Source organism: Aromatoleum tolulyticum (genome assembly GCF_900156155.1).
GTDB lineage: Bacteria > Pseudomonadota > Gammaproteobacteria > Burkholderiales > Rhodocyclaceae > Aromatoleum > Aromatoleum tolulyticum.
Window position 1 is genome coordinate 87,234 of the sequence record NZ_FTMD01000009.1, and the last position, 26,506, is coordinate 113,739.

At 65.5% G+C, this 26,506-nt stretch carries 23 protein-coding genes; 21 read left to right on the plus strand and 2 right to left on the minus strand.

Features of this window, described 5'->3' with window-relative positions:
* Positions 1 to 55: 55 nt before the first annotated feature.
* From BW991_RS14370 to BW991_RS14425, 12 genes are all read left to right on the plus strand, one after another.
* Positions 56 to 499 carry a hemerythrin domain-containing protein gene (locus tag BW991_RS14370; protein WP_076602802.1) on the plus strand — a complete coding sequence of 148 codons (444 nt, stop codon included), beginning with the start codon at positions 56 to 58 and terminating at the stop codon, positions 497 to 499.
* Positions 499 to 714 (plus strand): DUF2249 domain-containing protein, encoded by a 216-nt coding sequence (locus BW991_RS14375; RefSeq protein ID WP_076602803.1) that lies wholly within the window; start codon positions 499 to 501, stop codon positions 712 to 714. The genes BW991_RS14370 and BW991_RS14375 overlap by 1 nt, the downstream gene beginning before the upstream one ends.
* The gene (locus tag BW991_RS14380; RefSeq protein ID WP_076602804.1) at positions 711 to 1,973 is read left to right on the plus strand and encodes a GumC domain-containing protein; all 1,263 of its coding nucleotides are present in this window, start codon (positions 711 to 713) and stop codon (positions 1,971 to 1,973) included. Before BW991_RS14375 ends, BW991_RS14380 begins: the two co-directional genes overlap by 4 nt.
* A 304-nt stretch (positions 1,974 to 2,277) precedes the next feature.
* The gene (locus BW991_RS14385) at positions 2,278 to 3,531 is read left to right on the plus strand and encodes an MFS transporter (protein ID WP_076602805.1); all 1,254 of its coding nucleotides are present in this window, start codon (positions 2,278 to 2,280) and stop codon (positions 3,529 to 3,531) included.
* A 38-nt stretch (positions 3,532 to 3,569) separates the two neighbouring features.
* Entirely contained in the window at positions 3,570 to 5,267 is a 1,698-nt protein-coding gene (locus BW991_RS14390) for an MFS transporter (RefSeq protein ID WP_212566902.1), read from the plus strand.
* A 68-nt stretch (positions 5,268 to 5,335) separates the two neighbouring features.
* Entirely contained in the window at positions 5,336 to 9,091 is a 3,756-nt protein-coding gene (locus BW991_RS14395; RefSeq protein WP_076602807.1) for a nitrate reductase subunit alpha, read from the plus strand.
* Between the two features lie 172 nt (positions 9,092 to 9,263).
* On the plus strand, positions 9,264 to 10,814 hold the full coding sequence (gene narH, locus BW991_RS14400) for a nitrate reductase subunit beta (protein ID WP_076602808.1): 1,551 nt from the start codon (positions 9,264 to 9,266) through the stop codon (positions 10,812 to 10,814).
* Between the two features lie 11 nt (positions 10,815 to 10,825).
* Positions 10,826 to 11,368: a nitrate reductase molybdenum cofactor assembly chaperone gene (gene narJ / locus BW991_RS14405; protein WP_076602809.1), complete on the plus strand. Its 543-nt coding sequence runs from the start codon at positions 10,826 to 10,828 to the stop codon at positions 11,366 to 11,368.
* A gap of 9 nt (positions 11,369 to 11,377) precedes the next feature.
* Positions 11,378 to 12,085 (plus strand): respiratory nitrate reductase subunit gamma, encoded by a 708-nt coding sequence (gene narI, locus BW991_RS14410; protein WP_076602810.1) that lies wholly within the window; start codon positions 11,378 to 11,380, stop codon positions 12,083 to 12,085.
* An 85-nt stretch (positions 12,086 to 12,170) separates the two neighbouring features.
* Positions 12,171 to 14,117 (plus strand): histidine kinase, encoded by a 1,947-nt coding sequence (locus BW991_RS14415; protein WP_076602811.1) that lies wholly within the window; start codon positions 12,171 to 12,173, stop codon positions 14,115 to 14,117.
* Entirely contained in the window at positions 14,117 to 14,806 is a 690-nt protein-coding gene (locus BW991_RS14420) for a response regulator (RefSeq protein WP_076602812.1), read from the plus strand. Before BW991_RS14415 ends, BW991_RS14420 begins: the two co-directional genes overlap by 1 nt.
* Positions 14,807 to 14,828: 22 nt before the next feature.
* The gene (locus tag BW991_RS14425) at positions 14,829 to 15,338 is read left to right on the plus strand and encodes a hypothetical protein (RefSeq protein ID WP_076602813.1); all 510 of its coding nucleotides are present in this window, start codon (positions 14,829 to 14,831) and stop codon (positions 15,336 to 15,338) included.
* Positions 15,339 to 15,379: 41 nt separating this feature from the next.
* On the opposite strand, the gene BW991_RS14430 is transcribed toward BW991_RS14425, so the two are convergent.
* Both BW991_RS14430 and BW991_RS14435 read right to left on the minus strand, forming a co-directional pair.
* The gene (locus BW991_RS14430) at positions 15,380 to 15,922 is read right to left on the minus strand and encodes a response regulator transcription factor (RefSeq protein ID WP_076602814.1); all 543 of its coding nucleotides are present in this window, start codon (positions 15,920 to 15,922) and stop codon (positions 15,380 to 15,382) included.
* A complete protein-coding gene (locus BW991_RS14435) occupies positions 15,919 to 17,106 on the minus strand; it encodes an ATP-binding protein (protein ID WP_244551699.1) in 1,188 nt (395 codons plus the stop codon). Before BW991_RS14435 ends, BW991_RS14430 begins: the two co-directional genes overlap by 4 nt.
* A gap of 349 nt (positions 17,107 to 17,455) precedes the next feature.
* Between BW991_RS14435 and nosZ the strand changes: the two genes are divergently transcribed.
* The 9 genes from nosZ (at position 17,456) to BW991_RS14480 (ending at position 26,493) form a co-directional block, all read left to right on the plus strand.
* A complete protein-coding gene (gene nosZ / locus BW991_RS14440; protein ID WP_076602815.1) occupies positions 17,456 to 19,399 on the plus strand; it encodes a TAT-dependent nitrous-oxide reductase in 1,944 nt (647 codons plus the stop codon).
* A 222-nt stretch (positions 19,400 to 19,621) separates the two neighbouring features.
* Positions 19,622 to 21,832, plus strand: coding sequence for a NosR/NirI family protein (locus tag BW991_RS14445; protein ID WP_076602816.1), 2,211 nt, complete (start codon positions 19,622 to 19,624; stop codon positions 21,830 to 21,832).
* 18 nt (positions 21,833 to 21,850) lie between these two features.
* The gene (locus BW991_RS14450; RefSeq protein ID WP_076602817.1) at positions 21,851 to 22,285 is read left to right on the plus strand and encodes a transcription regulator; all 435 of its coding nucleotides are present in this window, start codon (positions 21,851 to 21,853) and stop codon (positions 22,283 to 22,285) included.
* A 1-nt stretch (position 22,286) separates the two neighbouring features.
* Positions 22,287 to 23,585, plus strand: coding sequence for a nitrous oxide reductase family maturation protein NosD (locus BW991_RS14455; protein ID WP_076602818.1), 1,299 nt, complete (start codon positions 22,287 to 22,289; stop codon positions 23,583 to 23,585).
* Entirely contained in the window at positions 23,557 to 24,498 is a 942-nt protein-coding gene (locus BW991_RS14460) for an ABC transporter ATP-binding protein (protein ID WP_076602819.1), read from the plus strand. The genes BW991_RS14455 and BW991_RS14460 overlap by 29 nt, the downstream gene beginning before the upstream one ends.
* Before the next feature lie 11 nt (positions 24,499 to 24,509).
* Entirely contained in the window at positions 24,510 to 25,325 is an 816-nt protein-coding gene (locus BW991_RS14465; RefSeq protein ID WP_076602820.1) for an ABC transporter permease, read from the plus strand.
* The gene (locus tag BW991_RS14470) at positions 25,322 to 25,858 is read left to right on the plus strand and encodes a nitrous oxide reductase accessory protein NosL (protein ID WP_084205093.1); all 537 of its coding nucleotides are present in this window, start codon (positions 25,322 to 25,324) and stop codon (positions 25,856 to 25,858) included. Before BW991_RS14465 ends, BW991_RS14470 begins: the two co-directional genes overlap by 4 nt.
* Before the next feature lie 9 nt (positions 25,859 to 25,867).
* Complete coding sequence (locus BW991_RS14475) at positions 25,868 to 26,140, plus strand: hypothetical protein (protein WP_076602821.1); 273 nt, start codon at positions 25,868 to 25,870, stop codon at positions 26,138 to 26,140.
* On the plus strand, positions 26,137 to 26,493 hold the full coding sequence (locus BW991_RS14480; protein WP_076602822.1) for a toxin-antitoxin system TumE family protein: 357 nt from the start codon (positions 26,137 to 26,139) through the stop codon (positions 26,491 to 26,493). The genes BW991_RS14475 and BW991_RS14480 overlap by 4 nt, the downstream gene beginning before the upstream one ends.
* Positions 26,494 to 26,506 lie beyond the last annotated feature (13 nt).

Here is a 26,506-nt window from a genome sequence, read left to right on the forward strand (position 1 = left end):
GATCACCCTGCCGGAATTGGGAGAATTCATCCACCCACACAGGAGACCCGCGACCATGAGCCAGATCACTTCCCTGATGACCGACGACCATCGCCACTGCGACGAGTCCTTTGCCCGCGCCGAAACGGCCGTGGCCAAGGGCAAGTGGGACGATGCGAGCGCTGCCCTGACGCAGTTCGCCAGCGAACTGGAGGGGCATTTCGATGCTGAGGAGTCCCTCCTCTTCCCGAAGTTCGAGGCCGCCACCGGCATGACCGAAGGCCCGACGAAGGTGATGCGCGGCGAGCACGCCGAGATGCGCAGCGCGCTCACCCGCATGCGCGACGCACTCGCCAACAAGGACAAGGACGATTACGCCGGCGAGGCGGAAACGCTGCTGATCCTGATGCAGCAACACAACATGAAGGAAGAGAATATCCTTTATCCCATGTGCGACTCGCACCTGTCCGGCACGGACGTCGCGAATGGGTTGAGCGAGCGCCTGCACGCGAGGGCCTGATGAAGAAAACCGTAGACGCGCGCGGTCTGGAACCACCGCAGCCTTTCGAACTGGTGATGGATGCACTGGCGGATCTGCCGAAGGGCGAGAGCCTGTTGCTCCTGCTCGACCGCATGCCCCATCCGCTGTTCCGCATCCTGGACCGCGACGGCTACAAGTACGAAAGCCGCATCCGCGACGACGGCGTCGTCGAGATCGACATCCTTAATCCATGATTCCTGACGGACAGACCCTCAGCTACGACGCGGCGCCGGCCTTCTCGACGCCGCTGCGTTTCTTCATCACCGCTCCGCTCTTCGGCGCCGCGGCCGGAGCGGCCCTGCTGGCCGCGCCGGAGCTGCTCGATTCGCGGTGGACGCCCGGTGCACTGGCAGTGACGCACCTGGTGGCCGTCGGTTTCATGCTGACGGTGATGCTGGGGGCCCTGTTCCAGATCTTGCCGGTGGTCGCGGGGGCGGTGATTCCGCGCTCGGGACCGGTCGCGACGGTGGTGCATCTGGCGATGACGATCGGCGCGCTGTGTCTGGCATGGGGGCTGGGCAGCGGCTCGCATGCCTTTCTCGCTCCGGCAACGGTATTGCTCGGGGGAGGACTCGCGCTCTTCGTCGTCGCCGCCTTCCTCGGACTGCGGCGGATCCCCGTGGCCCAGGCGACGCCCCGCGACCTGCGCATCGCGCTGCTCGGCTTCGCGGTTGCCGTCGCACTCGGCATCACCCTGGCGCTGGCGCTCGGCGGCCGACTCGATCTGCCGCTGCTGACCGTGCTGAAGCTGCATATCGGCTGGGCCCTGCTGGGCGGGTCCGGCGTCCTGCTCGCGGCGGCGAGCTGGGTCGTGGTGCCGATGTTCCAGATCACGCCGAACTATCCGGCGGCCCTCGCCCGCTTCTGGGCGATGGGGACGGGTGCGGTACTGCTGGTGTGGAGCGCGACCGTGTATGGCGAACTGGGCTCCGCGGAATTCGCGCTGTCGGCCGTGCTCGCGGCGCTGTGCGCACTGTTCGCGGTGAACACGCTGAAACTGCAGCGGCAATCGCGGCGCTCGGTGCCGGACATGACGACACGGGCCTTCGAGATCGGGATGGGGAGTTTCATTGCGGGACTCGTCTGCGTGCTCGTCGCGCAGCAGTCGGAGCAACAGGTTTGGCCCCTCCTCGCCGGGATACTGATCCTGCATGGCGGTTTCGTCAGTGTGATCGTCGGCATGCTCTACAAGATCATCCCGTTCCTGGCGTGGCTGCACCTCACCCAGGACGTCGGCAAGGCGCCAAACATGAAGAAGCTGCAGCCGGACTCGCCGATACGGCGTCATCTGGCCCTGCACGCCGCCGCGCTCGCCGCCCTGCTGGTGGCGGCGTCCGTTGGCAATGCCTGGCTCATCCGCCTCGCCGGATTGCTCGTCGTCGCCGAGTTCGCTTTCCTCTTCGCGAACATCATCAAGGTGCTGGGCAACTATCGCCGGGCGCACGCGGGCTGAGCGGCTCGGCGAAGAGGCCCGGTTTGCGCTGCGCGTCGGCGGCGTGGCGGGAGGAGCGCAGCGCATCCCGCCATGCGGCGTTCGGGCGGCCTCCGGTGCTTGGGTTGGCCGGATGCGCTGAGCTTTTCCCGCCTATGAGGTTCCGTCTCCCTCGCGCGCCGGGACTAGTTCCGAAGTACTAGTCCCGACGACACCCCACTAGTTCTTCAACCCCTGCTTTCGGCTAATGTTCGCCGGTCTTCGCGGGGCATAACCTTGCTTCCAGCATGGAGCGCAGTGCGCTCCGCCCTGGAGGATGAGGAAGATGGCCTCGCAACGCCGCAAGCAGTTCTCCGTTCTGGTGATGAGCACGACCGCATTCACGATGTGTTTTGCGGCATGGATGCTCTTCGCCGTGATCGGTATTCCGATCAAGGCCCAGCTGGGCCTCAATGAAACCCAGTTCGGCCTGCTCGCGGCGACCCCCGTGCTGACCGGCGCGCTGGTGCGCCTGCCGCTCGGGATGCTGACCGACAAGCTCGGCGGTCGCTTGGTGTTCTTCGCGCTGATGGTGGCGACGGTCGTGCCGATCTGGCTGATCAGCCAGGCGACGGCGTACTGGCAGTTCCTGCTCGCGGGCCTCTTTGTCGGCCTCGCCGGCGGCTCGTTCTCGGTCGGCATCGCGTACTGCGCGCGCTGGTTCGAGCGCAAGAACCAGGGCTTCGCGATGGGCGTGTTCGGCGCCGGCAACTCCGGCGCGGCCGTGACGAAGCTGGTCGCGCCGGTGCTGGTCGTGGCCTTCGGCTGGGAGTTCGTGCCCAAGGCGTTCGCGGTGGCAATGCTGGCGATCGCTATTGCATTCTGGCTATTCACCTACGAAGACCCCGAGCACCGCGTGTCGTCGAGCGTGAAGTTCGCCGACCAGCTGCGCGTGCTGAAGAATCCGCGCGTGTGGAAGTACTGCCAGTATTACTCGATCGTCTTCGGCGGCTACGTGGCGCTGGCGCTGTGGATGACCAAGTACTACGTCACGGAGTTCGGCCTGGGCCTCGAGACGGCGGCCCTGCTCGCGGCCTGTTTCTCGCTGCCGGGCGGCGTGCTGCGTGCGGTGGGCGGCTGGTTCTCGGACCGCTTCGGCGCGCACAAGGTGACCTGGTGGGTGATGTGGGTGTCGTGGGTGTGTCTGTTCCTGCTGTCCTATCCGCACACCGAATTCACGGTGATGACCGTGGCCGGCCCGAAGACCTTCGCGATCCACCACAACGTCTGGTTCTTCACGGCGCTGATGTTCACCGTCGGCGTCGCCTGGGCCTTCGGCAAGGCCTCGGTGTTCAAGTACATCTCGGATGAATTCCCACACGAGATCGGCGCCGTCTCCGGGATCGTCGGCCTCGTCGGCGGCCTCGGCGGCTTCCTGCTGCCGATCATGTTCGGCGCCCTCCTCGACCTGACCGGCGTGCGCTCCAGCGCCTTCATGCTGCTCTATGGCGTGACCTGGGTGTCGCTGATCTGGATGTACTGGACCGAGGTGCGGCGCACCGACGTGATGCACGGCGGCGCGGCGGCTGCCACCAAGTGATTCCCATAACGACACTAAATCCAGAAACAGGAGGAACCATGGCCCCTGAAAAACTCCGCCCGATACCGCCGGTCCCGGGCCCCGTTCCCGCCGGCGTGGGCGCAGGCGACCGGGCACGCGGCGTCGATATCGCCGACTGGCGTCCCGAGGACGAGACCTTCTGGGCGCGCGAAGGCAAGCGCGTCGCCAACCGCAACCTGTGGATCTCCATCCCCAGCCTGCTGTGCGGCTTCGCCGTGTGGCTGATGTGGGGGATCATCACGGTGCAGATGGCGAACGCGGGCTTTCCCTTCACGCCCGACCAGCTGTTCTCGATCGCGGCGATCTCGGGCCTGTCGGGCGCGACGCTGCGCATCCCGGCGTCGTTCTTCATCCGCATCTGCGGCGGGCGCAACACGGTGTGGCTCACCACCGCGTTGCTGATGATCCCGGCCATCGGCACCGGCATCGCGCTGCAGGACAAGAGCACGCCGCTGTGGGTGTTCCAGCTGATGGCGCTGCTGTCGGGCATCGGCGGCGGCAACTTCGCCTGTTCGATGGCGAACATCAGCACCTTCTTCCCGAAGCGCCTGCAGGGCACCGCGCTGGGGCTCAACGCCGGCCTGGGCAACTTCGGCGTCACGACCTCGCAGCTGCTGATCCCGGCCGTGATGACGCTGGGCCTGTTCGGCGCGCTCGGCGGCGATGCGATCCCGCTGACGAAGGATTCCGCGACGCTGATCGGCAAGATCGCCGCCGGCACCCCGACCTACGTGCAGAACGCGGGCTTCATCTGGTTGCTGCTGCTGGTGCCGCTCGCGGTGGTGGGCTGGTTCGGCCTCAACAACCTGCGCACGGTGTCGCCCAACATCGGCTCGACCGGCGCGGCGATGGGCAAGGTGCTGACGCTCTACACCGTCGCGCTGGTGGTATCGGGCATCGGCCTCTACCTCTACCTCCCCGCGCCCAGCGGCCTCGGGCTGCTGTCGGGCAACGGCATGTGGGCGGTGCCGCCGCTGGTGACCATCGGCACGCTGTTCGGGATGAAGGCGATCGCGACGAGCGACGTCAAGGCCAACCTCGACAAGCAGTTCGCGATCTTCCGCAACAAGCACACGTGGTCGATGACGGCGCTGTACCTCGTGACCTTCGGCTCCTTCATCGGTTTCTCGATGGCGCTGCCGCTGTCGATCACGGTGATCTTCGGCAACACGCACGTGTTCGATCCGGCGTCCAGCGCCTGGGTGCATGCGAAGAACCCGAACGCGCCCTCCGCGCTGATGTTCGCGTGGATCGGCCCCTTCGTCGGCGCGCTGATCCGCCCGGTGGGCGGCTGGATCTCCGACAAGCTCGGCGGCTCGATCGTCACGCAGTGGATCTCCTTCGTGCTCGTCGCCACCTCCGCGGTGACCGGCTACGTGATGCATCTGGCCTACCAGTCGGCCACGCCGGAACAGTACTTCCTGATGTTCATGCTGCTCTTCATCGTGCTGTTCGCCGCCTCCGGCATCGGCAACGGCTCGACCTTCCGCACCGTGGGCTTCGTCTTCGACCAGGACCAGCGCGGTCCGGTGCTCGGCTGGACCTCGGCGATCGGCGGCTACGGCTCCTTCATCGCGCCGGTGGTCATCGGCCAGCAGATCAAGGCCGGCACGCCGGAAAACGCGATGTACGGCTTCGCGGTGTTCTACGGGCTGTGCGTGCTCATCAACTGGTGGTTCTACCTGCGCAAGAACGCATACATCCGCAACCCCTGACCCGACTTCCGAACACCTCCGAACACAACAACGACCGAAACGCAAAGCAGGATTCACAGGAGCAAGCAATGAGTCATTTTCTCGACCGCCTGAAATTCTTCGACAAGGTGAAGGACACCTTCGCCGGCGGCCACGGCATCGTCACCAACGAGGACCGCGGCTGGGAAGACGCCTATCGCAACCGCTGGCGCCACGACAAGGTCGTGCGCTCGACGCACGGCGTCAATTGCACGGGCGGCTGTTCGTGGAAGATCTTCGTCAAGAACGGCCTGGTGTCGTTCGAAATGCAGCAGACCGACTACCCGCGTACCCGCGAGGACCTGCCGAACCATGAACCGCGCGGCTGCCAGCGCGGCGCGTCGTTCTCGTGGTACCTGTACTCGCCCCACCGCATCAAGCACCCGATGATCCGCGGCCGCCTGCTCGAGTTGTATCGCGCCGAGCGCAAGAGCGGCAAGGACCCGGTCGAGGCGTGGGCGGCGATCCAGGCCGACAGCAAGAAGCGCGACAAGTACGTGAAGGTGCGCGGCCTGGGCGGCTTCGTGCGCACGGACTGGCAGGAAGTGAACGAGATCATCGCCGCGGCGAACATCTACACGATCAAGAAGTGGGGCCCGGACCGCATCTACGGCTTCTCGCCGATTCCGGCGATGTCGATGATCTCCTACGCGGCCGGCGCGCGTTACCTGTCGCTGATCGGCGCGGCCTGCGGCTCCTTCTACGACTGGTACTGCGACCTGCCCGCAGCGAGCCCGCAGACCTGGGGCGAGCAGACCGACGTGCCGGAAGCGGCCGACTGGTACAACTCGACCTACCTCATCATCACCGGCGCGAACCTGCCGATGACGCGCACGCCGGACGCGCACTTCGCCACCGAAGTCCGCTACAAGGGCGCGAAGATCGTGTCGATGGCGCCGGACTATGCGGAATACGTGAAGTTCGCCGACCTGTGGATGCCGGTGAAGCAAGGCACCGACGCGGCGGCCTTCCTCGCGATGGGTCACGTCGCGCTGAAGGAATACTTCATCGAGCGCCAGGAACCCTACTTCGTCGAGTACGCGCAGAAGTACACCGACCTGCCGATGCAGGTGATCCTGCGTTCGCACGACGGCGCCTTCGTGCCCGACCGCAACCTGCGCGCGTCGGACTTCGACGACCTGCTGGGCGAGACGAACAACCCCGACTGGAAGACCATCGTCTTCGACGCGCGCACGAACAGCTACGTTGCGCCGAACGGCTCGGTGGGCTTCCGCTGGGGCGAGGAAGGCAAGTGGAACCTGCTGCCGAAGAACGCGGCGAACCAGGAGGAGATCGAGGCCGAACTGTCGTGCATCGACAAGCGCGATGACGTCGCGTCGGTCGGCTTCCCGCACTTCCAGCCGGGCGAGCCGGGCCTGCTGTACCGCAACGTGCCGGTCCGCAAGCTGACGCTCGCCTCCGGCGAAACCGTGTTCGTCACCTCCGTGTTCGACCTGCAGATCGCGCAGTACGGCATCGACCGCGGCCTCGGCGGCAAGAACGTCGCCAAGTCCTACGACGACGCCAGCGTCGCCTACACCCCGGCGTGGGCCTCCAAGGTCACCGGCGTGAAGGCCGCCGACATCGAGCGCACCGGCCGCGAGTTCGCGCAGAACGCGGCGAAGACGCGCGGCAAGTCCATGATCATCATGGGCGCGGCGATCAACCACTGGTACCACAACGACATGCAGTACCGGTCGATCATGAACCTGCTGCACATGTGCGGCTGCGTCGGCCAGAGCGGCGGCGGCTGGGCGCACTACGTCGGCCAGGAGAAGCTGCGTCCGCAGGCAGGCTGGGCACCGATCGCTTTCGCGACCGACTGGCAGCGCCCGCCGCGCCACCAGAACTCGACCTCGTACTGGTACTTCCACACCGACCAGTGGCGCTACGAGACCATCGACGCCGACGAACTGCTGCAGCCGGCGGCGAAGGGCAAGTACAAGGGCTACAAGCTCGCCGACTACAACGTCGCCGCGACGCGCATGGGCTGGCTGCCGTCGGCGCCGCACTTCAACCGCAACCCGCTGGAACTGGTCGCGGAAGCCGAGAAGGCCGGCGCGACCGATGAAGCCGGCATCGCGAAGTACATCGTCGACGAGCTGAAGTCGGGCAAGCTCGACGTCGCGTTCGCCGACCCGGACGCCGAGGAAAACTGGCCGCGCAACCTGTTCGTGTGGCGTGCGAACCTGATCGGCACGTCTGCCAAGGGTCACGAGTACTTCCTCAAGCACCTGCTGGGCGCGCAGAACGGCGTGCTGCAGGAGGGCGGCGACGGCAAGGGCACGAAGGAAGTGAAGTGGCACGAGGAAGCGCCCGTCGGCAAGCTCGACCTGATGGTGGACATCAACTTCCGCCTGAACTCGACCGGCGCCTACTCCGACATCATCCTGCCGACGGCGACGTGGTACGAGAAGAACGACCTCAACACCACCGACATGCACCCCTTCATCCACCCGCTGTCGGAAGCCGTGACGCCGGGCTGGGAATCGAAGTCGGACTGGCAGATCTTCAAGACCATCGCCAAGACCTTCTCGGAACTTTCGGAGAAGCATCTCGGCGTCGCCAAGGACGTCGTCGCGCTGCCGATGCAACACGACTCGCCGTTCGAGCTCGCACAGCCGCTCGGCCAGGTGCGCGACTGGAAGAAGGGCGAATGCGAGCCGGTGCCGGGCAAGACCATGCCGCTGCTGAAGGTCGTCGAGCGCAACTTCGCCGACACGTACAAGAAGTACATCGCGCTCGGCCCGCTGATGACCAAGCTCGGCAACAACGTCAAGGGCCTGGACTGGAACACCGAGCAGGAGTACGACGAGCTCAAGAAGTGCAACTACACGGTGCAGATCCCCGGCGTCTCCTTCGGCATGCCCTCGCTGGAAGAGGACATCTCGGTGTGCGATGCGGTGATGCGCATGGCGCCCGAAACCAACGGTGAGGTCGCGCACAAGTCGTGGTCGGCCCTGTCGAAGAAGACCGGCATCGACCACCACCACCTGTACGCCGGTCGTCACGAGGACAAGATCACCTTCCGCGACATCCAGGCCCAGCCGCGCAAGATCATCACCGCGCCGACGTGGTCCGGGATCGAGTCGGAGACCGTGAGCTACACCGCGGGCTACACCAACATCCACGAGCACATCCCGTTCCGCACGCTCACGGGCCGCGCGCACTTCTACCAGGATCACGAGTGGTTCCTCGACTTCGGCGAGGGTTTCTGCGCCTACCGTCCGCCGATCGACATGAAGGCACAGAACCTGATCCCGGATTCGGTGCGCCGGAAGCCGCACCTGACGCTGTCGTGGATCACGCCGCACTCCAAGTGGGGCATCCACTCCAGCTACCAGGACAACCTGCGCATGCTGTCGCTGTTCCGTGGCGGCCCGTACGTGTGGGTGTCGGAGGACGACGCGAAGGAGATCGGCCTCAAGGACAACGACTGGATCGAGGCGATCAACGCCAACGGCGCGACGATGGCCCGCGCGGTGGTGTCGCAGCGTGTGCCGCGCGGCATGGCGCTGATGTACCACGCCCAGGAGAAGACGGTGAACGTGCCTGGCTCGCCCTCCACCGGCAAGCGCGGCGGCATCCTGAACTCGGTGACGCGCGTGATCGTGAAGCCGACGAACATGGTCGGCGGCTACGCCCAGCTCGCGTACAGCTTCAACTACTACGGCACGGTGGGCTGCCAGCGTGACGAGATGGTGGTGCTGCACAAGATCGCGGACCAGGACATCGACTGGCTGGAGCGGCCGCTGACGGCGGAGCGCGAGCAGCAGAGAAATCCAGTGGGTATTGGAGCGAAGTAAGGGATCGCTCCCCCTCCCCTTCAAGGGGAGGGCCGGGGTGGGGATGGGTGGACTCCGAAGCGCCAATTGGAAACCCATCCCCATCCTGTCCTTCCCCTTGAAGGGGAAGGGACCTGCTAACAAATGCCATCTCTTCCTCTACGGAAGGGGAATCGAGATCTAGGAGAAGCACATGAAAATCCGCGCGCAATTCGCGATGGTGTTCAACCTCGACAAGTGCATCGGTTGCCACACCTGCTCGGTGACCTGCAAGAACGTCTGGTCGAACCGCAAGGGCATCGAGTACGCCTGGTTCAACAACGTCGAGTCCAAGCCCGGCGTCGGCTACCCGAAAAACTGGGAAAACCAGGAGAAGTGGAAAGGCGGCTGGGAGAAGGTCAACGGCAAGCTGGAACTGAAGGCCGGCGGCAAGATGAAGAAGATCGTGCAGATCTTCGCCAACCCCAACATGCCCGAGATCGACGACTACTACGAGCCCTTCACCTACGACTACGCGCGCCTGCACAACGCGCCGCTGTCGGAGGCCGCGCCGACCGCGCGCCCGGTGTCGCAGATCACCGGCGAGAAGATGGACAAGATCACCTGGGGCCCGAACTGGGAGGACGACCTCGCCGGCGAATTCGCCGCGCGCTCGCAGGACGCCAACTTCGCGAACATGCAGAAGGAGATGTACAAGCAGTTCGAGAACACCTTCCACCTGTACCTGCCGCGCATCTGCAACCACTGCATCAACCCCGCCTGCGTCGCCTCCTGCCCCTCGGGCGCGATGTACAAGCGCGAGGAAGACGGCATCGTGCTCGCCGACCAGGACCGCTGCCGCGGCTGGCGCATGTGCATCTCCGGCTGCCCGTACAAGAAGGTGTTCTTCAACTGGGAATCGTCCAAGGCCGAGAAGTGCATCGGCTGCTACCCGCGCGTCGAATCCGGCCTGCCGACCGTCTGTTCCGAATCCTGCGTCGGCCGCATCCGCTACAACGGCATCATCCTCTATGACGCCGACAAGCTGCTGGACGCCGCCTCGACCGACAACGAGCAGGATCTCTACAAGGCCCACCTCGACCTCTTCGTCGACCCGTACGACCCGGCGATCATCGCCCAGGCGCTGAAGGACGGCGTGCCGCAGAGCTGGATCGACGCCGCGCAGAAGTCGCCGATCTACAAGATGGCCGTCGAGTGGAAGATCGCCTTCCCGCTGCACCCCGAGTTCCGCACGCTGCCGATGATCTGGTACGTGCCGCCGCTCTCGCCGGTGCAGTCGCAGATCGACCAGAAGAAGCTGCCGACCGAATCCGACGGCGTGATCCCGAAGGCCGAGGCGATGCGCCTGCCGGTGCAGTACCTCGCAAACCTGCTCACCGCGGGCAAGACCGAGTACATCACCAGCGCGCTCAACCGCCTGCTGGCGATGCGCTCCTACATGCGCTCGATCCACGTCGATGGCGAACCGGATCTGGGTCCGCTCAACCGCGCCGGCATCACCGAGCAGAACGCGAAGGACATGTACCGCTACCTCGCGATCGCCAACTACGAGGACCGCTTCGTCGTGCCGACCGCACACGAGGAGATCCGCCTCGACGACTACCACGGCTTCCAGGGGCAGAACGGCTTCACCTTCGGCGCCGATGTGTCCAAGGGTCACGGCACCTTCGCCCTCTTCCCCGAGCGCCGCACGCAGTCGGCCGAACCGCGCGAACCGGCTCCCCTCGCCGGCCCCCGCGACTGAAGGAGAACGCGATGAAAATCTTTCGCTTGTTGTCCGCCCTGCTCGACTACCCGAGCAACGGCTTCCTCGATGCCCTGCGCGAACTTGCCGCCAAGGACCCGTACGCCTTCGTCGAGTCGCTCGACGAGGAAGTCGCCCTCAGCGCCGAGGAGTACCGCAGCGTCGCCGACTTCATCACGATGCTGCTCGCCGCCGATCCGCTCGAGCTGCAGGGCGCCTACGTGCAGAGCTTCGATCTCACCGCCGAGCACAGCCTGCACCTGACGCACCACATCTTCGGCGAGGAGAAGTCGCGCGGCCCCGCGCTCATCGACCTCGGCGAGTTCTACCGCAGCTACGGCCTGCAGGCCGACGAGAAGGAACTCCCGGACTACCTGCCGGTGATGCTGGAGTTCTGCTCGACGCTGAGCATCGGCGAAGCCTGGATCTTCCTCGGCGACGTCGCGAAGGTGCTCAAGGTGCTCGCCGACAACCTGGAAAAGTCCGCCAGCCCGTACGCGCCGCTGGTCCGGATCGTGGAAAAACAGGGCAGCCTGACGCGCCTGGCTGCCTGAGGAGACGACATGAACGCAATCAACTTCTTCTTCGGGGTCTATCCCTACATCGCGCTGTCGGTGTTCGTGATCGGCAGCTGGATCCGTTACGACAACGAGCAGTACACGTGGAAGACGGATTCCTCGCAGCTGCTGTCGAAGAGCAACATGTGGATCGCGAGCAACCTGTTCCACGTCGGCATCCTGTCGATCTTCGCCGGGCACTTCGCCGGCCTCGTGCTGCCGCATGCGTTGTGGATCGGACTGGGCGTCTCGGACCTGCAGCACCAGTGGATCGCCATCGTCGCCGGCAGCGTGTTCGGCACCATGTGCCTGATCGGCGGCGCGATCCTGTGGCTGCGCCGCATGTTCAACCCGCGCGTGCGCGCCGCCGGCCGCCGCATGGATGCCTTCATCCTGAGCTGGCTGATGCTGACCCTGGTTGCCGGCCTGTCGACGCTGCCGGTGTCCATCGGCCACGCCAACCACGGCGACCCCGGCGTGATGCTGGCGCTGTCGGGCTGGGTGCAGAGCGTGCTCACCTTCCAGCCGAAGCCCGAGCTGCTGGCCGCCGTGGAGCCGGTGTTCCGCTTCCACATGGTGCTCGGCATGACGGTGTTCCTGCTGTTTCCCTTCACTCGTCTCGTGCACATTCTCACTGCGCCGCTAACCTACGTCGGCCGCGCTTACCAGATCGTGCGTTCGAAGCGGCGCGTCAAGGCCACCGCATCGGCCTGAGGCTATCCCGGGGGCTCCAACCCCCGGCTTGCAGGGTGGCGGCAGGCGACGTAGTCTGCACGCCACCCTGCTTCATCGAGCGTTCATGCTTCCCCTCGGCAACAGCCTCAGCACCAAGATCACCGGTATCCTGCTGGTGTTCTTCCTCGTCGCCCTGACGGCAATCGGCATCACGCTGTTCATGTCCTGGCAGCTGCAGGGCGCGGCGGCCGCGATCAACGACGCCGGCAGCCTGCGCATGCGTGCCTACCGCATCGACCAGCTGCTGTCGCGCGCGGACGGCCGCTCGCTGACCGAACCGCTGGTGTTCGCCCAGGCCCTGCGGCAGGAGCTCGACGACTTCCAGCACGTCTTCGACGAATTGCGCCAGGGCAACCCGGAGCGCCCCCTCTTCATCCCGCGCGACCGCGGCATCCCCGAGGACCTCGAGCGCATGGCGGCCTACTGGCTCAGCAACATCCGCCCCGTGCTGGACACCCTGACCGCCGAGCCGGAGCCCGGCCGGCTCGCCAAGAACCTCCCGGAGTTCGATCGCACCATCAAGACCTTCGTCACCAGCATCAACGATGTCGTGCTGAAGATGGAACAGAGCTATGCGCGTAACACCGACATCCTGCGCGCATCGCAGGTGTCCCTGATCGCACTGGCGGTGATCGGCACCCTGTTCCTGATCCGCTTCTTCTTCGTGCTCGTGATCCGCCCCGTCACCGAATTGCAGACTGGCATCAAGCGGATGGAGCAGGAAGACTTCAACGCCCGTGTCCCGGTACTCGCCAAGGACGAATTCGGCGAACTGTCCGACGGCTTCAACCGCATGGCCGTCCACCTGCAGGGCCTGTACGGCACGCTCGAGGAGCGCGTCGCGGTCAAGACCCGCAGCCTCGAGGAGAAGAACCGCCAGCTCGAAATCCTCTACGACATGGCGGCCTTCCTGCGCCAGCCGCAGGATGTCGACGCCCTGTGCCGCGGCTTCCTGCAGCGCGTGCAGAAGATGTTTGGCGCGGCCGCGAGCTCCGCGCGGCTGCTCGACAGGGATTCGCGCCAGCTTTGCATGACCGTGCATGCGGGACTGGAGGAGACATTCATCGACCGCGAGGCGACGCTCGAATGCGGCGAATGCGTATGCGGGCAGGCGGCCCGCGGCGGCATCTCGCTCATCTGCGATATTGACCGGCCCGATACCACTCCCGATCTCGGCGTCTGCCGTCGTGCCGGCTTCAAGCTCGTTTCCGCCACGCCGATCGGCGCGAACCAGCAAACGCTGGGCATCTACAACCTGTATTTCCGCGAGGCGCGTGTGCTCGGCGATTCCGACCGCCAGCTCCTCGAAACGCTGGGACAGCAGCTCGGCATCGCGATCGAGAATCAGCGCCTGCACGCGAGCGACCGCGAGCTCGCGGTGTCGGAGGAACGCAACCTCCTCGCACGCGAACTGCACGACTCGATCGCGCAGGGGCTCGCCTTCATGAACCTGCAGGTGCAGATGCTCGACGACGCGCTGCGGCACAGCGACGTGAAACAGGCGGAGGCCACCCTCGCAATGCTTCGCCAGGGCGTGCAGGAGAGCTACGACGACGTGCGCGAACTGCTGGTACATTTCCGCACGCGCGTCGCCAAGCAGGATCTCGCCGGCGCGATCGGCGCCGCGCTGCGCCGGCTTGCCGACCAGAGCGGGATTGCGACGGAACTGGAACTGGAAGGCGGCGGCGCCCCGCTCGACGCCGAGGTCGAGACGCAAGCGCTGTACATCCTGCAGGAAGCCCTGTCCAACGTGCGCAAGCACGCCCAGGCGCAATCCGTGCACGTCGCCGTGCGCCGCGGCGTGCACGGATTGACGCTCGTCGTGCGCGACGACGGCGTGGGCTTCGACGAGGGCGCGCGCACCGCCCGCGAAAAGGAAAATCACATCGGCCTGCAGGTCATGCGCGAGCGCGCGCTGCGCATCGGCGGAAAATTCTCGCTCAGCTCCACGCCCGGCCGCGGCACCGAAGTGCGCCTCGAGCTCCCCCGAATCAACCAGGAACCGAACTGATGCCCGCTCCGATCCGAGTGCTCCTCGTCGACGACCACGCCCTCTTCCGCAGCGGCATCAAGTCGCTGCTGCAGCGCCACCCGGAGTTCGAGATCGTCGGCGAGGCGGGCGACGGCATGGAAGGCGTCAAGCGCGCCGGGCAGCTGCGGCCCGACGTCGTGCTGCTCGACCTGCACATGCCCGGCCTCTCCGGGCGCGACGCCGCGGCCATGATGGCCGAGGAGGCGCCGGGGTCGCACGTGCTGATGCTGACCGTGTCCGAGGACGCCGAGGATCTCATCGAAACCCTGCGTGCGGGCGCCTGCGGTTACCTGCTGAAGAACATCGAGGCCGAGACGCTCACCGCCGCAATCACGAAGGCGGCGGCCGGCGAATCGGTGATCTCGCCGCAGATGATGGGCAAACTCGTGCAGGGCGTGCGCGGCGCCCCGCCCAAGGCGAGCACGGAAGCGGCGGCGCCGGCCGTCGTCGCCTCCGAACTCAACAAGCTCTCGCCGCGCGAGCGCGAAATCCTCGTACTCGTCGCGCGCGGCCAGAGCAACAAGGAAATCGCGCGCACGCTGGATCTCGCCGAGAGCACGGTCAAGATCCACGTCCAGAACGTCCTGCGCAAGCTCGGCCTGACGAGCCGCGTCCAGGCAGCCGTGTTTGCGGTCGAACAGGGAATCGTGCAGGATCCCCGGATCTGAAGGGCGGCCGACGGAGGCCCGCTTGAACCAACCGACCCGCAGCGGCGTCTTCAGCCGGATGGTGTTGCCATTCGCGCTGGTGCCGCCGGTCATGATCCCGCTGGCGATGCACGACCACGCCGCAGTCTATCGCCTCGACCCTGCAGGCGCGAACTGGGAATGGATCGCGCTGCTGGTGTTCGTCGCCGAGCTCGTCGCGGTGACGGCTGTCGCCGGCATGCTGCGGCTCACGACGCCCGCCGACGCCATGCGCCCCACGCGCGCGCGCGCCCTCGCGATCGCCGCCCGCGCCGCCGCGCCGCTGTGGGCCTCCGCGGTGGTGCTCGCCGTGCCCAGCCTCGGTGCCCTCGTCATCGCCCACCTCCTCGCCCATGCCGTCGCGCTGCGCAGGCTCTACCTGGACATCCGCGACGAGTTGCGGCTGGACAACGACATCCAGGCGCTGCACATCACGTACATGGCCTACAGCGTTGCCGCCATCCTGTGGGCGCCGCTCTTCGTCATGATCTTCATTTCCCTCTCACCCGGCTGAAACCGCTGGCCCGATGCCGTGCGCGCTCGCCCCCGCTCCGGTCAAGCAGCCGTCGGCGGGCGTCCCAACTTTCGCTGCAGCGTTCGCCGGTGCATTTTCAGCGCCCGCGCCGTGGCGGAGATATTGCCTTCGTGCTCCGCAAGCACGCGCTGGATATGCTCCCATTCGAGGCGGTCGACCGACATCGGCGCCTCGGGTGCGGCATCCGCGAAGACGACATCCTCGGCGTGCAGCGCGCGGATGATCGCATCGACGTCGGCGGGCTTGGCCAGGTATTGCGTCGCGCCGAGCTTCACCGCGTCCACCGCGGTGGCGATGCTGGCGTAGCCGGTAAGGACGAGGATCCGCGCGTCCGGGCTCATCTCCAGCAAGGGGCGGATCAGGCGCAGCCCCGACTCGCCGGCGAGATTCAGGTCGAGCACGATGAACTCCGGCGCGTGATCCCGGGCGAGCTCGATCGCCGCTTCGGGATCGGTCGCGCCATAGGCGTCGAAACCCCGCTGGTCGAGCGCACCCACGAGCACGCGGTTGAACGCGAAGTCGTCGTCGATTACAAGCAGGCTGGGTCGGGGATCGGCTGTCATTGGCGGTCACTCTTCAGCTGGATGATCAGGCGGGCAATGGTGCCGCCACCGGGGCGCGGGAGAAAATCGAGGGTGGCGCCGTGATGCTCCACCGCTGCGTGCGCGAGGAACAGGCCGACGCCCATTCCTCCGGAACGCCCCGTCAGAGGGCCGAGCTGTGCCGTCTCGCGCACCCCGTCGGAAATGCCCGAACCGCGGTCGCCGACGTCGATCACGAGGCGCTCGCCCGACCGCACGGCCTCGATATCGACATCTGCTGTTCCCCCCGCGTCCGCGTTTGCGTTCGCGGCGTTGTCGATCAGATTGTGCAGCGCTTCGCCGAGGCTCGCATCCGCCACAATCTCGGTCCCCGCCAGCGCCGAATCCCGCCGTATCACGGCTGACGCATGCGGACGCAATTGTTGCCAGCGCCCGACGACGGCCTCGAGCCACCCGCCGACCGACACCGCGCCGCCCCCTTCCGCCCGTTGCTGCCCCGCCTCGCGGGTCAGGCCGGTGAGAATCGTCTTGCAGTGGTCGATCTGCTCGCGCATCAGCGCCAGATCCTCCGCGGCATCGCCCGCCAATGCCGGCCGCCGCGCAAGCTCGTCCACCAGAATGCGCAGCGTGCCGAGCGGCGTGCCGAGCCTGTGCGCTGCACCGGCTGCAAGTTGGCCCAGCCCGACCAGATAGGCATCGCGGGCACGGGCAGCGTGGGCGGCAGCGAGCGCCTGCTCGCGGCGCGACAGCGCGGCGTTCAGGCGAGAAACGAACCAGACCACGGTCGCCGCCGAAACGGCGAAGGTCAGCCACATGCCTACGAGATGCCAGTACATCGCCAGATCCGCATTGGCCAGGTGTACCGGATGATGGAACTGCCACAGCAGCGAGTAGATCGCACCCGCCAGCACCGCGAGGGCCCACGCTTCCCGCGCGGACAACACCGCCGCTCCGACCGCGACCAGCGGCAACAGCAGCGAAATCGCCGGATTCGTGACGCCGCCGCTGTAATAAAGGAAGGTCCCCCAGGCGACGAGGTCCGACGAAAGCTGATTGAACGCACCGCCGTGGCGCTGAATCCAGCGCAATCCTCCGGCACGCAGCGCGAGATTCGCGGCGCCGAGGATCAATGTCACGCCGAGCAGCGGCATCACCGGCTGTGCCGGCGCCAACAGCGGAAATGCGATGAGGGCGATCGCCGCCATCGCGGCCACCGACACCCAGCGAAGTTGCAGCAGTCGGGACGGGTCCGTGCGCACAGCGGCCAGTGGTCCTGACCGCGGTCCGGCACTCCCAAGAGGTACGTACATCGGGAAGTCCATCACGAAAACCTCTGTGTGCCTGTCATACGACCCCGATTCCTTGTTCAAGATCAAGGTATCTGGACAACCGATATTCCTACAATCCTCCTGCGACAAAATGTCACAGGACAAAATGTCACAGGACAAATTGCCACAGGCATCAAGCCTCTGGCATCACCGAATAGCCGGACCCAAGTGCCAGCCGGACGTATTTACCAGTACCGTCATACCTGAAATGGGAGCGACAAGCCAAATGAGCGATCAAAAAACCACCCCTGTCGGCGAGACGCTTGACCCGAGCCGTCGCAAGTTCTTCACGAAGGCGGCCGCTGCCGGATTGGCGGGCGCCGGACTCTCGGTCGGCCTTTCCGCCTGCAAGCAGGAACAGGCACCTGCACCGGCCGCGGCTCCCGCTGCGCACCCCGCAGCCGAAGCGTCTGAAGTCGGCAAGTACGAGGTCCCCCCGGGCCAGCTGGATACCTACTACTCCTTCTCGAGCGGCGGCCACTCCGGCAACGTCCGCGTCTATGGCCTGCCCTCGGGCCGCGAGCTGAAGTGCATCCCCGTCTTCAACACCGACTGCCTGGTCGGATGGGGCATCACCAATGAATCGAAGGCGATCATCGGCACCAAGCCCGATGGCAGCCTGAAGTACACGACGGGTGATACGCACCACGTGCACCCCTCGTACAAGGACGGCACGTACGACGGCAAGTACCTGTTCGTGAATGACAAGATCCATGGCCGCATCGCGCGTGTCCGTCTCGACACGATGGAATGCGACAAGATCACCGAGCTGCCGAACATGCAGGGCTATCACGGCACCTTCCCAGACAAGCGTGACCCGGTCGATGCGGCTATCAACTACACGACCCGCGTGTTCTGCGGCGGCGAATTCTCGATCCCCCTGCCGAACAACGGCAAGAACATGGACAAGATCGAGGACTACCGCTCGCTCTTCACCTGCGTCGACTCCGAGTCGATGGAAGTGCGGTGGCAGGTGCTGATCGACGGTAACTGCGACCTCGTGGCCACCTCGTACGACGGCAAGCTCGCGGCCACCAACCAGTACAACACCGAGATGGGAGTCCATTACCCGGACACGATGGCGGCCGAACGCGACGCCTGCCTGTTCTTCCACGTCGCCCGCATCGAAGAGGCGGTCAAGGCTGGAAAGGTTACCTACATCGGCGACTCCAAGGTTCCGGTCGTCGACGGCCGCAAGGCGTCGAACGGCGATCCGAAGACCGCACTGACCTGCTACGTCCCGATCCCGAAAAACCCGCACGGCGTGAACATCAGCCCCGATGGCAAGTACTACGCTTGCTCCGGCAAGCTGTCCCCGACCGCCACGGTCATTGCCCACGAGCTCGTGCTGAAGTGGTTCGACGGCGATCTGAAGGAACCGCGCGATGCAGTCGTCGCCGAACCCGAAATCGGCCTCGGCCCCCTGCACACCGGCTTCGACAACAAGGGCAACGCCTACACAACCCTGTTCCTCGACAGCCAGATCGTGAAGTGGAACGTCGAGGCTGCGATCAAGTCGTACCAGGGCGACAAGAGCGCCACGCCCGTGGTCGACCGGATCGACGTGCACTACCAGCCGGGCCACGGCTTCACGTCGATGGGCGAGACGAAGGAAGCCGACGGTAAGTTCTTCATTTCGGACAACAAGTTCTCGAAGGACCGCTTCCTGCCGGTCGGCCCGCTGCACGCAGAAACCGCGCAGATGATCGACATCAGCGGCGACAAGATGAAGCTGGTTGCCGACCACTCCGTGCTGTCCGAGCCGCACGACTCGATCGTCGTCCGCCGCGACATCATCAAGACTCGCCAGATCTACAACATGGACGAGTTCCCGAACGCGGTGAAGGATTTCAAGGAAAGCGGCGTCTTCCGCGACGGCAAAAAGGTCACCATCAAGCTGATCAGCCAGGCGCCGGCCTACAGCCTGCCCGAGTTCACGGTGAAGAAGGGTGATGAGGTCACGATCATCCTGACCAACCACGACAAGGTGGAAGACCTGACGCACGGCTTCGCGATTCCGAAGTACGACATCAACTTCATCGTCAATCCGCAGGAGACGAAGTCGGTCACCTTCAAGGCTGACAAGCCGGGCGTCTATTGGTGCTATTGCACGCACTTCTGCCACGCGCTGCACCTGGAGATGCGCAGCCGGATGATGGTCGAGGCCTGATCGCCTCCGGTGAGACTGCGCCGGCGCCCTTGGGCGGCCGGTGCGGCGATCCCACCCCTGCAAAGGGGTAAGGATGGGTGAACTTGGAGGGGCGTGTGCCCCTCCTTTTTTGTCGTCCACGCTGCTCTGCAGCAGATGTTTTTGCACCAATTGATCGGAAACAATTACCTGAGCAAATCCGGTTCGTAGACTGTGTGCAGTCCCGCCCGCTTGGAAAGTGTGATGAATTTTCTGGCTGCACTCCGAAATCTTCTGTTGTCCGCCGTGCTTTCGTCGGCCGCCTCGCTCGCGATTGCCAACACTTACGAGGCCCAGCTTCCGGCCGAGATCAATAGTGCTCCGGAGCTGTGCAAGTACGCGCCGTGCAATGAGGTCCTACCCGGCGCGACGTCCTTCTCGGAACGCAAGGGCCAGCCTCCGTACGTCGAGGGTTACGCTGAGGAAGGCGGCAAGAAGAAGTTCGTCGGTTATGTGATGCTGTCCACCGACATCACGGACACCCCCGCCTACTCCGGTAAACCCGTGATCACGCTGATCGGCATGGACACCGGGGGACACTTCGTCGGCGTCCGGATCCTCAAGCACTCCGAGCCGATCCTGCTGCTCGGCATCCCCGAATCGTCCCTGGTTCGATTCAACCAGCAGTACCTCGGCAAGTTCGTCGGCGACAACATCGAGATCGGCCAATCCAGGCCCGAAGAAAACATCACCGGCCTTGATGCGATTTCCGGCGCCACCGTCACGGTCATCTCACAGAACCAGGTGATGATGACCTCCGGCACGGCGGTCGCCCGCCAGGTCGGCATCCTCAAGCCCACGATCCGCGAGCAAGCCAGGTTCGCACAGACCGGCGCGAAGCCCGACTGGGCGACGCTCGTGAAGCAAGGCGCCGTTCAGCGCATCGTCGTCACGCCCGAACAGGTCGGTCTCCCGCGCGGCCCGCAGCCCTTCGTCGAGCTGTGGTTCGGCTACCTGAACCATCCCGAGCTCGGCCGGGCAATCCTGGGGGACGGTCCCTACAACAGCCTGATGTCCGGTCTGAAGGAAGGCGAGCACGCCCTCTTCGTCATCCGCACCGGCGGCAAGGAATCCTTCAAGGGTTCCGGCTTCGTGCGCGGCGGCATCTACGACCGCGTGCAGGTGCGGCAGGGCGCGGACTCCTTCACCTTCCGCGACACCGACGCCTTCAACCTCTACGGCATCGCTGCACCCGGCGCGCCGGCCTTCAACGAATCGGCCATCTTCATCGTCCGCTCGAAGGCCTTCTCGGCCGCGTATCCGTGGAAGTTCGTGTTCCTCGGCAACCGCGTCGACCGCGCGACCGGAGCGCGCAGCTTCGCGAACTTCGACACGGAATACTGGCTGCCTGCGGCTTACCTCGAGGGTGGTCGTCCGGAGGTCGTCAAGCCCGATGCGCCTTGGGTGCGCGTGTGGAAGACCCGTGCGGTCGAGATCGGCCTCTTCGCCGCGCTGCTGGTCGCCGTCGGCACTGTCTACGGGTTCCGCGACAAGCTCACGCGGCGCGCGACGCGGAAGAACAAGTGGCCGGTCAATATCTTCAAGTACAGCGCGTGGATCATCAGCATCGGCTTCGTCGGCTTCGGCATGCTCGCGCAGCCCTCGATCACGCAGGTGCTGACCTGGTTCCATGCGCTGCTGTTCCACTGGCAGTGGGAGCTGTTCCTCTCCGATCCCTTCATCTTCCTGTTCTGGATCTTCATCATCGTCACGGTGTTCGTGTGGGGACGCGGCCTCTTCTGCGGCTGGCTCTGCCCGTTCGGCTCGCTGTCGGAGCTTCTCTACAAGGTCGGCGGGGCCGTGGGCCTGAAGCGCTTCCAGTTCCAGCTGCCCCGGCGTTGGCACAACCGCCTGAAGTGGGTGAAGTACTTCGTGTTCTTCGGGCTGCTGGCCGTGTCCGTCTTCTCGATGGGCCTCGCGGAAAAGCTGGCGGAAGTGGAACCGTTCAAGACGACCTTCCTCGTCGGCCTGTTCAACCGCAGCTGGCCCTACACCCTGTTCGCAGGCGGACTGCTCGGCCTGTCGATCTTCATCGAACGCCCGTTCTGCAAGTACCTCTGCCCGCTCGGCGCATCGCTCGCGATGCCTTCGACCTTCCGCTGGTTCGGCCTGAAGCGCAAGCAGGAATGCAACAGCTGCAAGGCGTGCGCCGTGGGTTGCGGCGCGCAGGCGATCGACGAGGATGGGCGCATCGACCACCGCGAGTGCCTCCACTGCCTCGACTGCATGGTGCTGTACACCGACGAGCACACCTGCCCGCCGCTCGCGCAGGAACGCAAGCGCCGCACGAAGGCCGGCCTGCCGCTCACGCCGATCGGAGCGGACGGCTACTACATTCCGATCAAGCCCATGCCCGCGCGTCCGGCCGGCAAAAGCGTTCGGGCGCAGCCTGAAGCCGCGACCTCGACCCACTGATTTCCGGAGCAAGAGAAGATGGTCAATCCGACGATGCCCACCGATCCCGTGAATCCGCCCTATGCGGAGACGCCGAGCCTTGTGCGCCTCGTGGCCGCGGAGGCGTGGGACCACGTGTGGCCGTGGAGCAGCCACGGCTTCCAGCGGCAGCGCGCGGTTCAGGCCGCAAGCATGGCCCTCGCCCTCGCCGCCACCGTCGTGTGGGTGCTCGCGGCGATGGGCCAGCTGGAGGCCGGCGCGCTGATCGGCTGGTGGTTCGGCTGGAGCGTGTTCGAAGTCGTCGTGCGCCTCGGCTCCAAACCCTACGTCAAGGACGGCCCGTGGTGGGGTCGCCGCTACCGCGTCGCGAACACGATGGATATGGTCTGTTACGTCGGCTTCAAGAACCTGCTAATCGGTGCAGCCCTCTTCCTCGCATTGAAGTCGCTCGGTTTCCTCGTCGTCCAGGGGTGATATGCGAGCCATCCCGGCGGCGCGCATTCGGACCTTCTGGCACGCCTTGGTGGCCGTGCCTGCGCTGCTTTGTGCCGCACAGGCGCCGGCGGCGACGCTGACGGTCGTTCGGGGCGAATCGATTCGCGCCGCAATCGAGCGCGCTGCCCCAGGCGACGTGATCGAGGTCGCGCGCGGGATGTATGCGGAAAACCTCCAGATCGCGAAACCGCTCACGCTGCGGGGCATCAATCGCCCGACCATCAGCGGCAGCCAGAAGGGCGACACGATCAGCGTGACCTCGCCCGATGTCGTCATCGAAGGCCTGATCGTGCGCGACTCGGGCGACGACCTCGGCGCGCAGAACGCGGGCATCTACCTCCGTCCCGGCTCCGACCGCGCGGTGGTGCGCAACTGCGACCTCACCTACAACCTCTTCGGGCTGTGGATCGAGAAGGTCAAGGACGTCCGCATCGAGAACAACATCATCACCGGAAAGCGCGACTACCGGTCCGCGAGCCGCGGCAACGGCATCCAGCTGTACAACACGACCGGCGCGCAGATCATCGGCAACCGCGTGAGCTTCGTGCGCGACGCGATCTACGTCGACGTCTCGCACCACGCGGTTTTCCGCGGCAACCGGCTGCATCACAGCCGCTACGGCACCCACTACATGAACTCCTACTACAACCTGTGGGAGGACAACCAGGTGTACCTGAACCGCGGCGGGCTCGCGCTGATGGAAGTACGCGACCAGACCGTGCGCAACAACCGCGCCTGGGGGAACTCCGATCACGGCATCATGCTGCGCACCATCCAGGACTCGGTCATCGAGAACAATGTCGTCGCCGGAAACAATCGCGGCTTCTTCATCTACGACGCCGAATACAACACGCTGAGCGGCAACCAGGTCATCGACAACACGGTCGGCGTACACCTTTCGGCCGGCTCCAAGAACAACAAGGTCGAGGACAACGATTTCATCAGCAACCGGGAGCAGGTCCGCTACGTCGGCACGAAGGACGAGTTGTGGGGAATCAAGGACGGCAACCACTGGAGCAACTATCTTGGCTGGGACCGCAACGGCGACGGGCTCGGTGACATTCCCTACGAAGCGAACGACATCGTCGATCGCCTCTCGTGGCAACACCCGATGCTGAAACTGCTGCTCGCGAGTCCGGCAATACAGACGCTGCGCCTCGTCGGCCAGCAGTTCCCGCTGCTGCGCGCGCCCAGCGTAGTCGACCCGAAACCGCGCATGCTGCCGAAGAACGAAAACTGGAGAGAATGGCTTGGCAGATACTTCCCCGGCTCCCGCTGAACGCTCAACACCGGTGATCGCGGTGCGCGGCGCGACCAGGCATTACGGCGCCGTGCGCGCCGTCGATGGCGTAGACCTCGAGGTCGCGCCGGGCGAGCTGTTCGGCCTGATCGGGCACAACGGCGCCGGCAAGAGCACCCTGTTCAAGATGATGCTGGGCCTGATCCCGGCAAGCGCGGGCGACATCCGCATCGACGGCTCGCCCGTCACCGGCAGCGGCTTCCGCGCAGTGCGCCGCAAGATCGGCTACCTGCCGGAAAACGTCGTCCTCTACGACAACCTCACCGGCCTCGAGACGCTCGAATTCTTCGCCCGCCTGAAGGGCGCCCCGGCAAGCGAATGCGGCCCCGCGCTCGAACGCGTCGGCCTCACCAGCGCCGCACGCCGGCGGGTGCGGGAATACTCCAAGGGCATGCGCCAGCGCCTCGGCTTCGCGCAGGCACTGCTCGGCCGCCCGCGCATCCTGTTCCTCGACGAACCCACCACCGGCCTAGATCCGGAGGCGATCCGCGAGTTCTACGTGATCCTGCGCGGCCTCAAGGCCGACGGCGTGACGATGATCCTCACCTCGCACATCCTCGCGGAGATCCAGGAGCGCGTCGATCGGCTCGCGATCATGGCCGCCGGCAAGATTCAGGCCGTCGGCACCGTGCAGGATCTGCGCGAGCAGATGGATCTGCCGCTGTGGTTCCGCGTCCGCCTCGCGCACGAGGACTTCCATCACGTCCGCGCGGTACTCGGCGGCCTGCCGGTCCTCGCGATCGAGGCACGCGAGGACCACGTCGCCGTCGAATGCCAACGCGAATCGAAGATGGTCGTGATGCAGGCGCTCGCCTCGCTCGGCGACAAGGTGCTCGACCTGCACGTGCACGAACCCTCGCTCGAAGACGTGTTCTTCGGCTTCTCGGACTAAGGGCGACGCACATGGAAATCCGCCAGATCGCCACCCTCGCCGGCAAGGAATTCTGGGACCGCATCCGCAACCGCTGGGTGCTCGCCGTGGCCCTCGTGTTCACCGTCTTCGCGCTCGTGATCGCGTACTTCGGCGGCGCGCAGCAGGGCACGGTGGGCTTCCGCTCGATCGAATTCACCATCGCAAGCCTCGTCTCGCTGGTGATCTACCTCGTCCCGCTGATCGCGCTGGTGCTCGGTTTCGACGCCATCGTCGGCGAGCGCGAACGCGGCTCGCTCGACCTGCTGCTGTCGATGCCGATCACGCGCTTCGAACTGCTGCTCGGCAAGTATCTCGGCCTCGCCGCGGCGCTCGCGTTCTCGACCATCGCCGGCTTCGGCCTGGTCGCGGTCGTACTTTCCGCGCAGCTCGACCTCGTCGCGCTGATGCACTTCGTCGGCTTCATGATCAGCTCGGTGCTGCTGGGCCTCGCCTTCCTCAGCCTCGCGGTCATGGTGTCCGTCTTCGCCGCCGACCGCACGCGCGCCTCAGGCATGGCCATCGCGCTGTGGTTCTTCTTCGTGCTGGTGTTCGACCTGCTGCTGCTCGGCGGCCTCGTCGTCACCGGCGGCAAGTACGGTGGCGATATCTTCCCCTACCTGCTGCTCCTCAACCCCGCCGACGTCTTCCGCATCCTCAACATCTTCACCCTCGACGACGTACGCACGCTGTACGGACTCGCGACCGTATTCCCCCGCGCGCTGGCCGAACCCTGGCTTCTCGGCCTCGTGATGGCCGCGTGGATCGCAGCCCCCCTGGGCGTTGCCGCATGGAGATTCCGAAAATGATGTCCCCCATCCTTCCCTTCCGAACGACCCTGCTGGCGGCGCTGGCGGCGGGCCTTCTCGTCGCCTGCGGGCCGGGCGGCAGCGACGGCGGCAACAAGCTCACCGCGGTCGAGATCGACCAGAGCACCGCCTGCTCTCTCGACGGCATGCTGCTCGCCGACTACCCCGGCCCCAAGGCGCAGATTCTCTACACCGATCGTCCCGAGCCCGAGTTCTTCTGCGACACGGTCGAAATGTTCGGCATCTACCTGAAGCCCGAGCAGGTGCGTCCGGTAAAGGCGATCTTCGTGCAGGACATGGGCAAGGCCGACTGGGACCAGCCGCGCGGCGCGTGGATCGACGCGAAGACGGCCTGGTACGTTATCGGCAGCTCCCGCCACGGCTCGATGGGACCGACGATCGGCTCCTTCGCGCAGCAGGCGGACGCCCAGAAATTCGCCCAGGCGCACGGCGGCAAGGTCCTCGCCTTCGACGCCATCACCCCCGACATGGCGGTGCTCGACGGCGGAGCCCTCCACGACAGCAAGATGTGAGCGACGATCATGGCCAACTTCTTCGAGAACGTAGAACCGACCGACGCAGAACAACTCGAGCAGCTGTCGCGGTTGGTCTTCGAACTGCGCGAGAACCGCGACGCCATCCTCAAGGCCAACGGTGCGACCGACGAGATCGAATTGCTGGAGCGGATCTACACCGGCGCGATCCCCGAGCATCCCGCCTATGAGCACTACCTCAGCGCCCGCATCCTCGCCGACACGCGCGAGACCGTGCGCGCGATGCTGACCGAATGCCTGAAGGAGGCCAGACGGACATGAGCCTGCACATCGAACTCGCCGACCGCATCGACCGCACATTCGGCGCACGCATGCCGCAGCCGGTGGAGCACAAGCAGGACGCCCTCCTCGTACACCTCGGAAACGGCGTGACGCTGACGGTACGCTACGCCGCGAACGACGCCTACTCGCTGCGGTGGAATTTCGGCGACGCCGAACTGGGCATTGACACCGCACCGCTGCACCGCGAACTGGCCACCTTCCCCAACCACCTGCATGATCGCGACGGACAGGTGCGCCCCGACCCGCTTACCCGCCCCGACGACACGCCGACGGACAACGTTTCGCGCGTGATCGAGGCGCTGCTTGTCGATCCGACCCTGGGCCTACGCTGACAAGCGCCAGCCA

Bases quoted from the DNA above. Each gene is read 5' to 3' on its own strand.
- BW991_RS14370 (WP_076602802.1), top strand. From the start codon at position 56: ATGAGCCAGATCACTTCCCTGATGACCGACGACCATCGCCACTGCGAC.
- BW991_RS14375 (WP_076602803.1), top strand. From the start codon at position 499: ATGAAGAAAACCGTAGACGCGCGCGGTCTGGAACCACCGCAGCCTTTC.
- BW991_RS14380 (WP_076602804.1), top strand. From the start codon at position 711: ATGATTCCTGACGGACAGACCCTCAGCTACGACGCGGCGCCGGCCTTC.
- BW991_RS14385 (WP_076602805.1), top strand. From the start codon at position 2,278: ATGGCCTCGCAACGCCGCAAGCAGTTCTCCGTTCTGGTGATGAGCACG.
- BW991_RS14390 (WP_212566902.1), top strand. From the start codon at position 3,570: ATGGCCCCTGAAAAACTCCGCCCGATACCGCCGGTCCCGGGCCCCGTT.
- BW991_RS14395 (WP_076602807.1), top strand. From the start codon at position 5,336: ATGAGTCATTTTCTCGACCGCCTGAAATTCTTCGACAAGGTGAAGGAC.
- narH (WP_076602808.1), top strand. From the start codon at position 9,264: ATGAAAATCCGCGCGCAATTCGCGATGGTGTTCAACCTCGACAAGTGC.
- narJ (WP_076602809.1), top strand. From the start codon at position 10,826: ATGAAAATCTTTCGCTTGTTGTCCGCCCTGCTCGACTACCCGAGCAAC.
- narI (WP_076602810.1), top strand. From the start codon at position 11,378: ATGAACGCAATCAACTTCTTCTTCGGGGTCTATCCCTACATCGCGCTG.
- BW991_RS14415 (WP_076602811.1), top strand. From the start codon at position 12,171: ATGCTTCCCCTCGGCAACAGCCTCAGCACCAAGATCACCGGTATCCTG.
- BW991_RS14420 (WP_076602812.1), top strand. From the start codon at position 14,117: ATGCCCGCTCCGATCCGAGTGCTCCTCGTCGACGACCACGCCCTCTTC.
- BW991_RS14430 (WP_076602814.1), bottom strand. From the start codon at position 15,922: ATGACAGCCGATCCCCGACCCAGCCTGCTTGTAATCGACGACGACTTC.
- BW991_RS14435 (WP_244551699.1), bottom strand. From the start codon at position 17,106: ATGGCGGCGATCGCCCTCATCGCATTTCCGCTGTTGGCGCCGGCACAG.
- nosZ (WP_076602815.1), top strand. From the start codon at position 17,456: ATGAGCGATCAAAAAACCACCCCTGTCGGCGAGACGCTTGACCCGAGC.
- BW991_RS14445 (WP_076602816.1), top strand. From the start codon at position 19,622: ATGAATTTTCTGGCTGCACTCCGAAATCTTCTGTTGTCCGCCGTGCTT.
- BW991_RS14450 (WP_076602817.1), top strand. From the start codon at position 21,851: ATGGTCAATCCGACGATGCCCACCGATCCCGTGAATCCGCCCTATGCG.
- BW991_RS14455 (WP_076602818.1), top strand. From the start codon at position 22,287: ATGCGAGCCATCCCGGCGGCGCGCATTCGGACCTTCTGGCACGCCTTG.
- BW991_RS14465 (WP_076602820.1), top strand. From the start codon at position 24,510: ATGGAAATCCGCCAGATCGCCACCCTCGCCGGCAAGGAATTCTGGGAC.
- BW991_RS14470 (WP_084205093.1), top strand. From the start codon at position 25,322: ATGATGTCCCCCATCCTTCCCTTCCGAACGACCCTGCTGGCGGCGCTG.
- BW991_RS14475 (WP_076602821.1), top strand. From the start codon at position 25,868: ATGGCCAACTTCTTCGAGAACGTAGAACCGACCGACGCAGAACAACTC.
- BW991_RS14480 (WP_076602822.1), top strand. From the start codon at position 26,137: ATGAGCCTGCACATCGAACTCGCCGACCGCATCGACCGCACATTCGGC.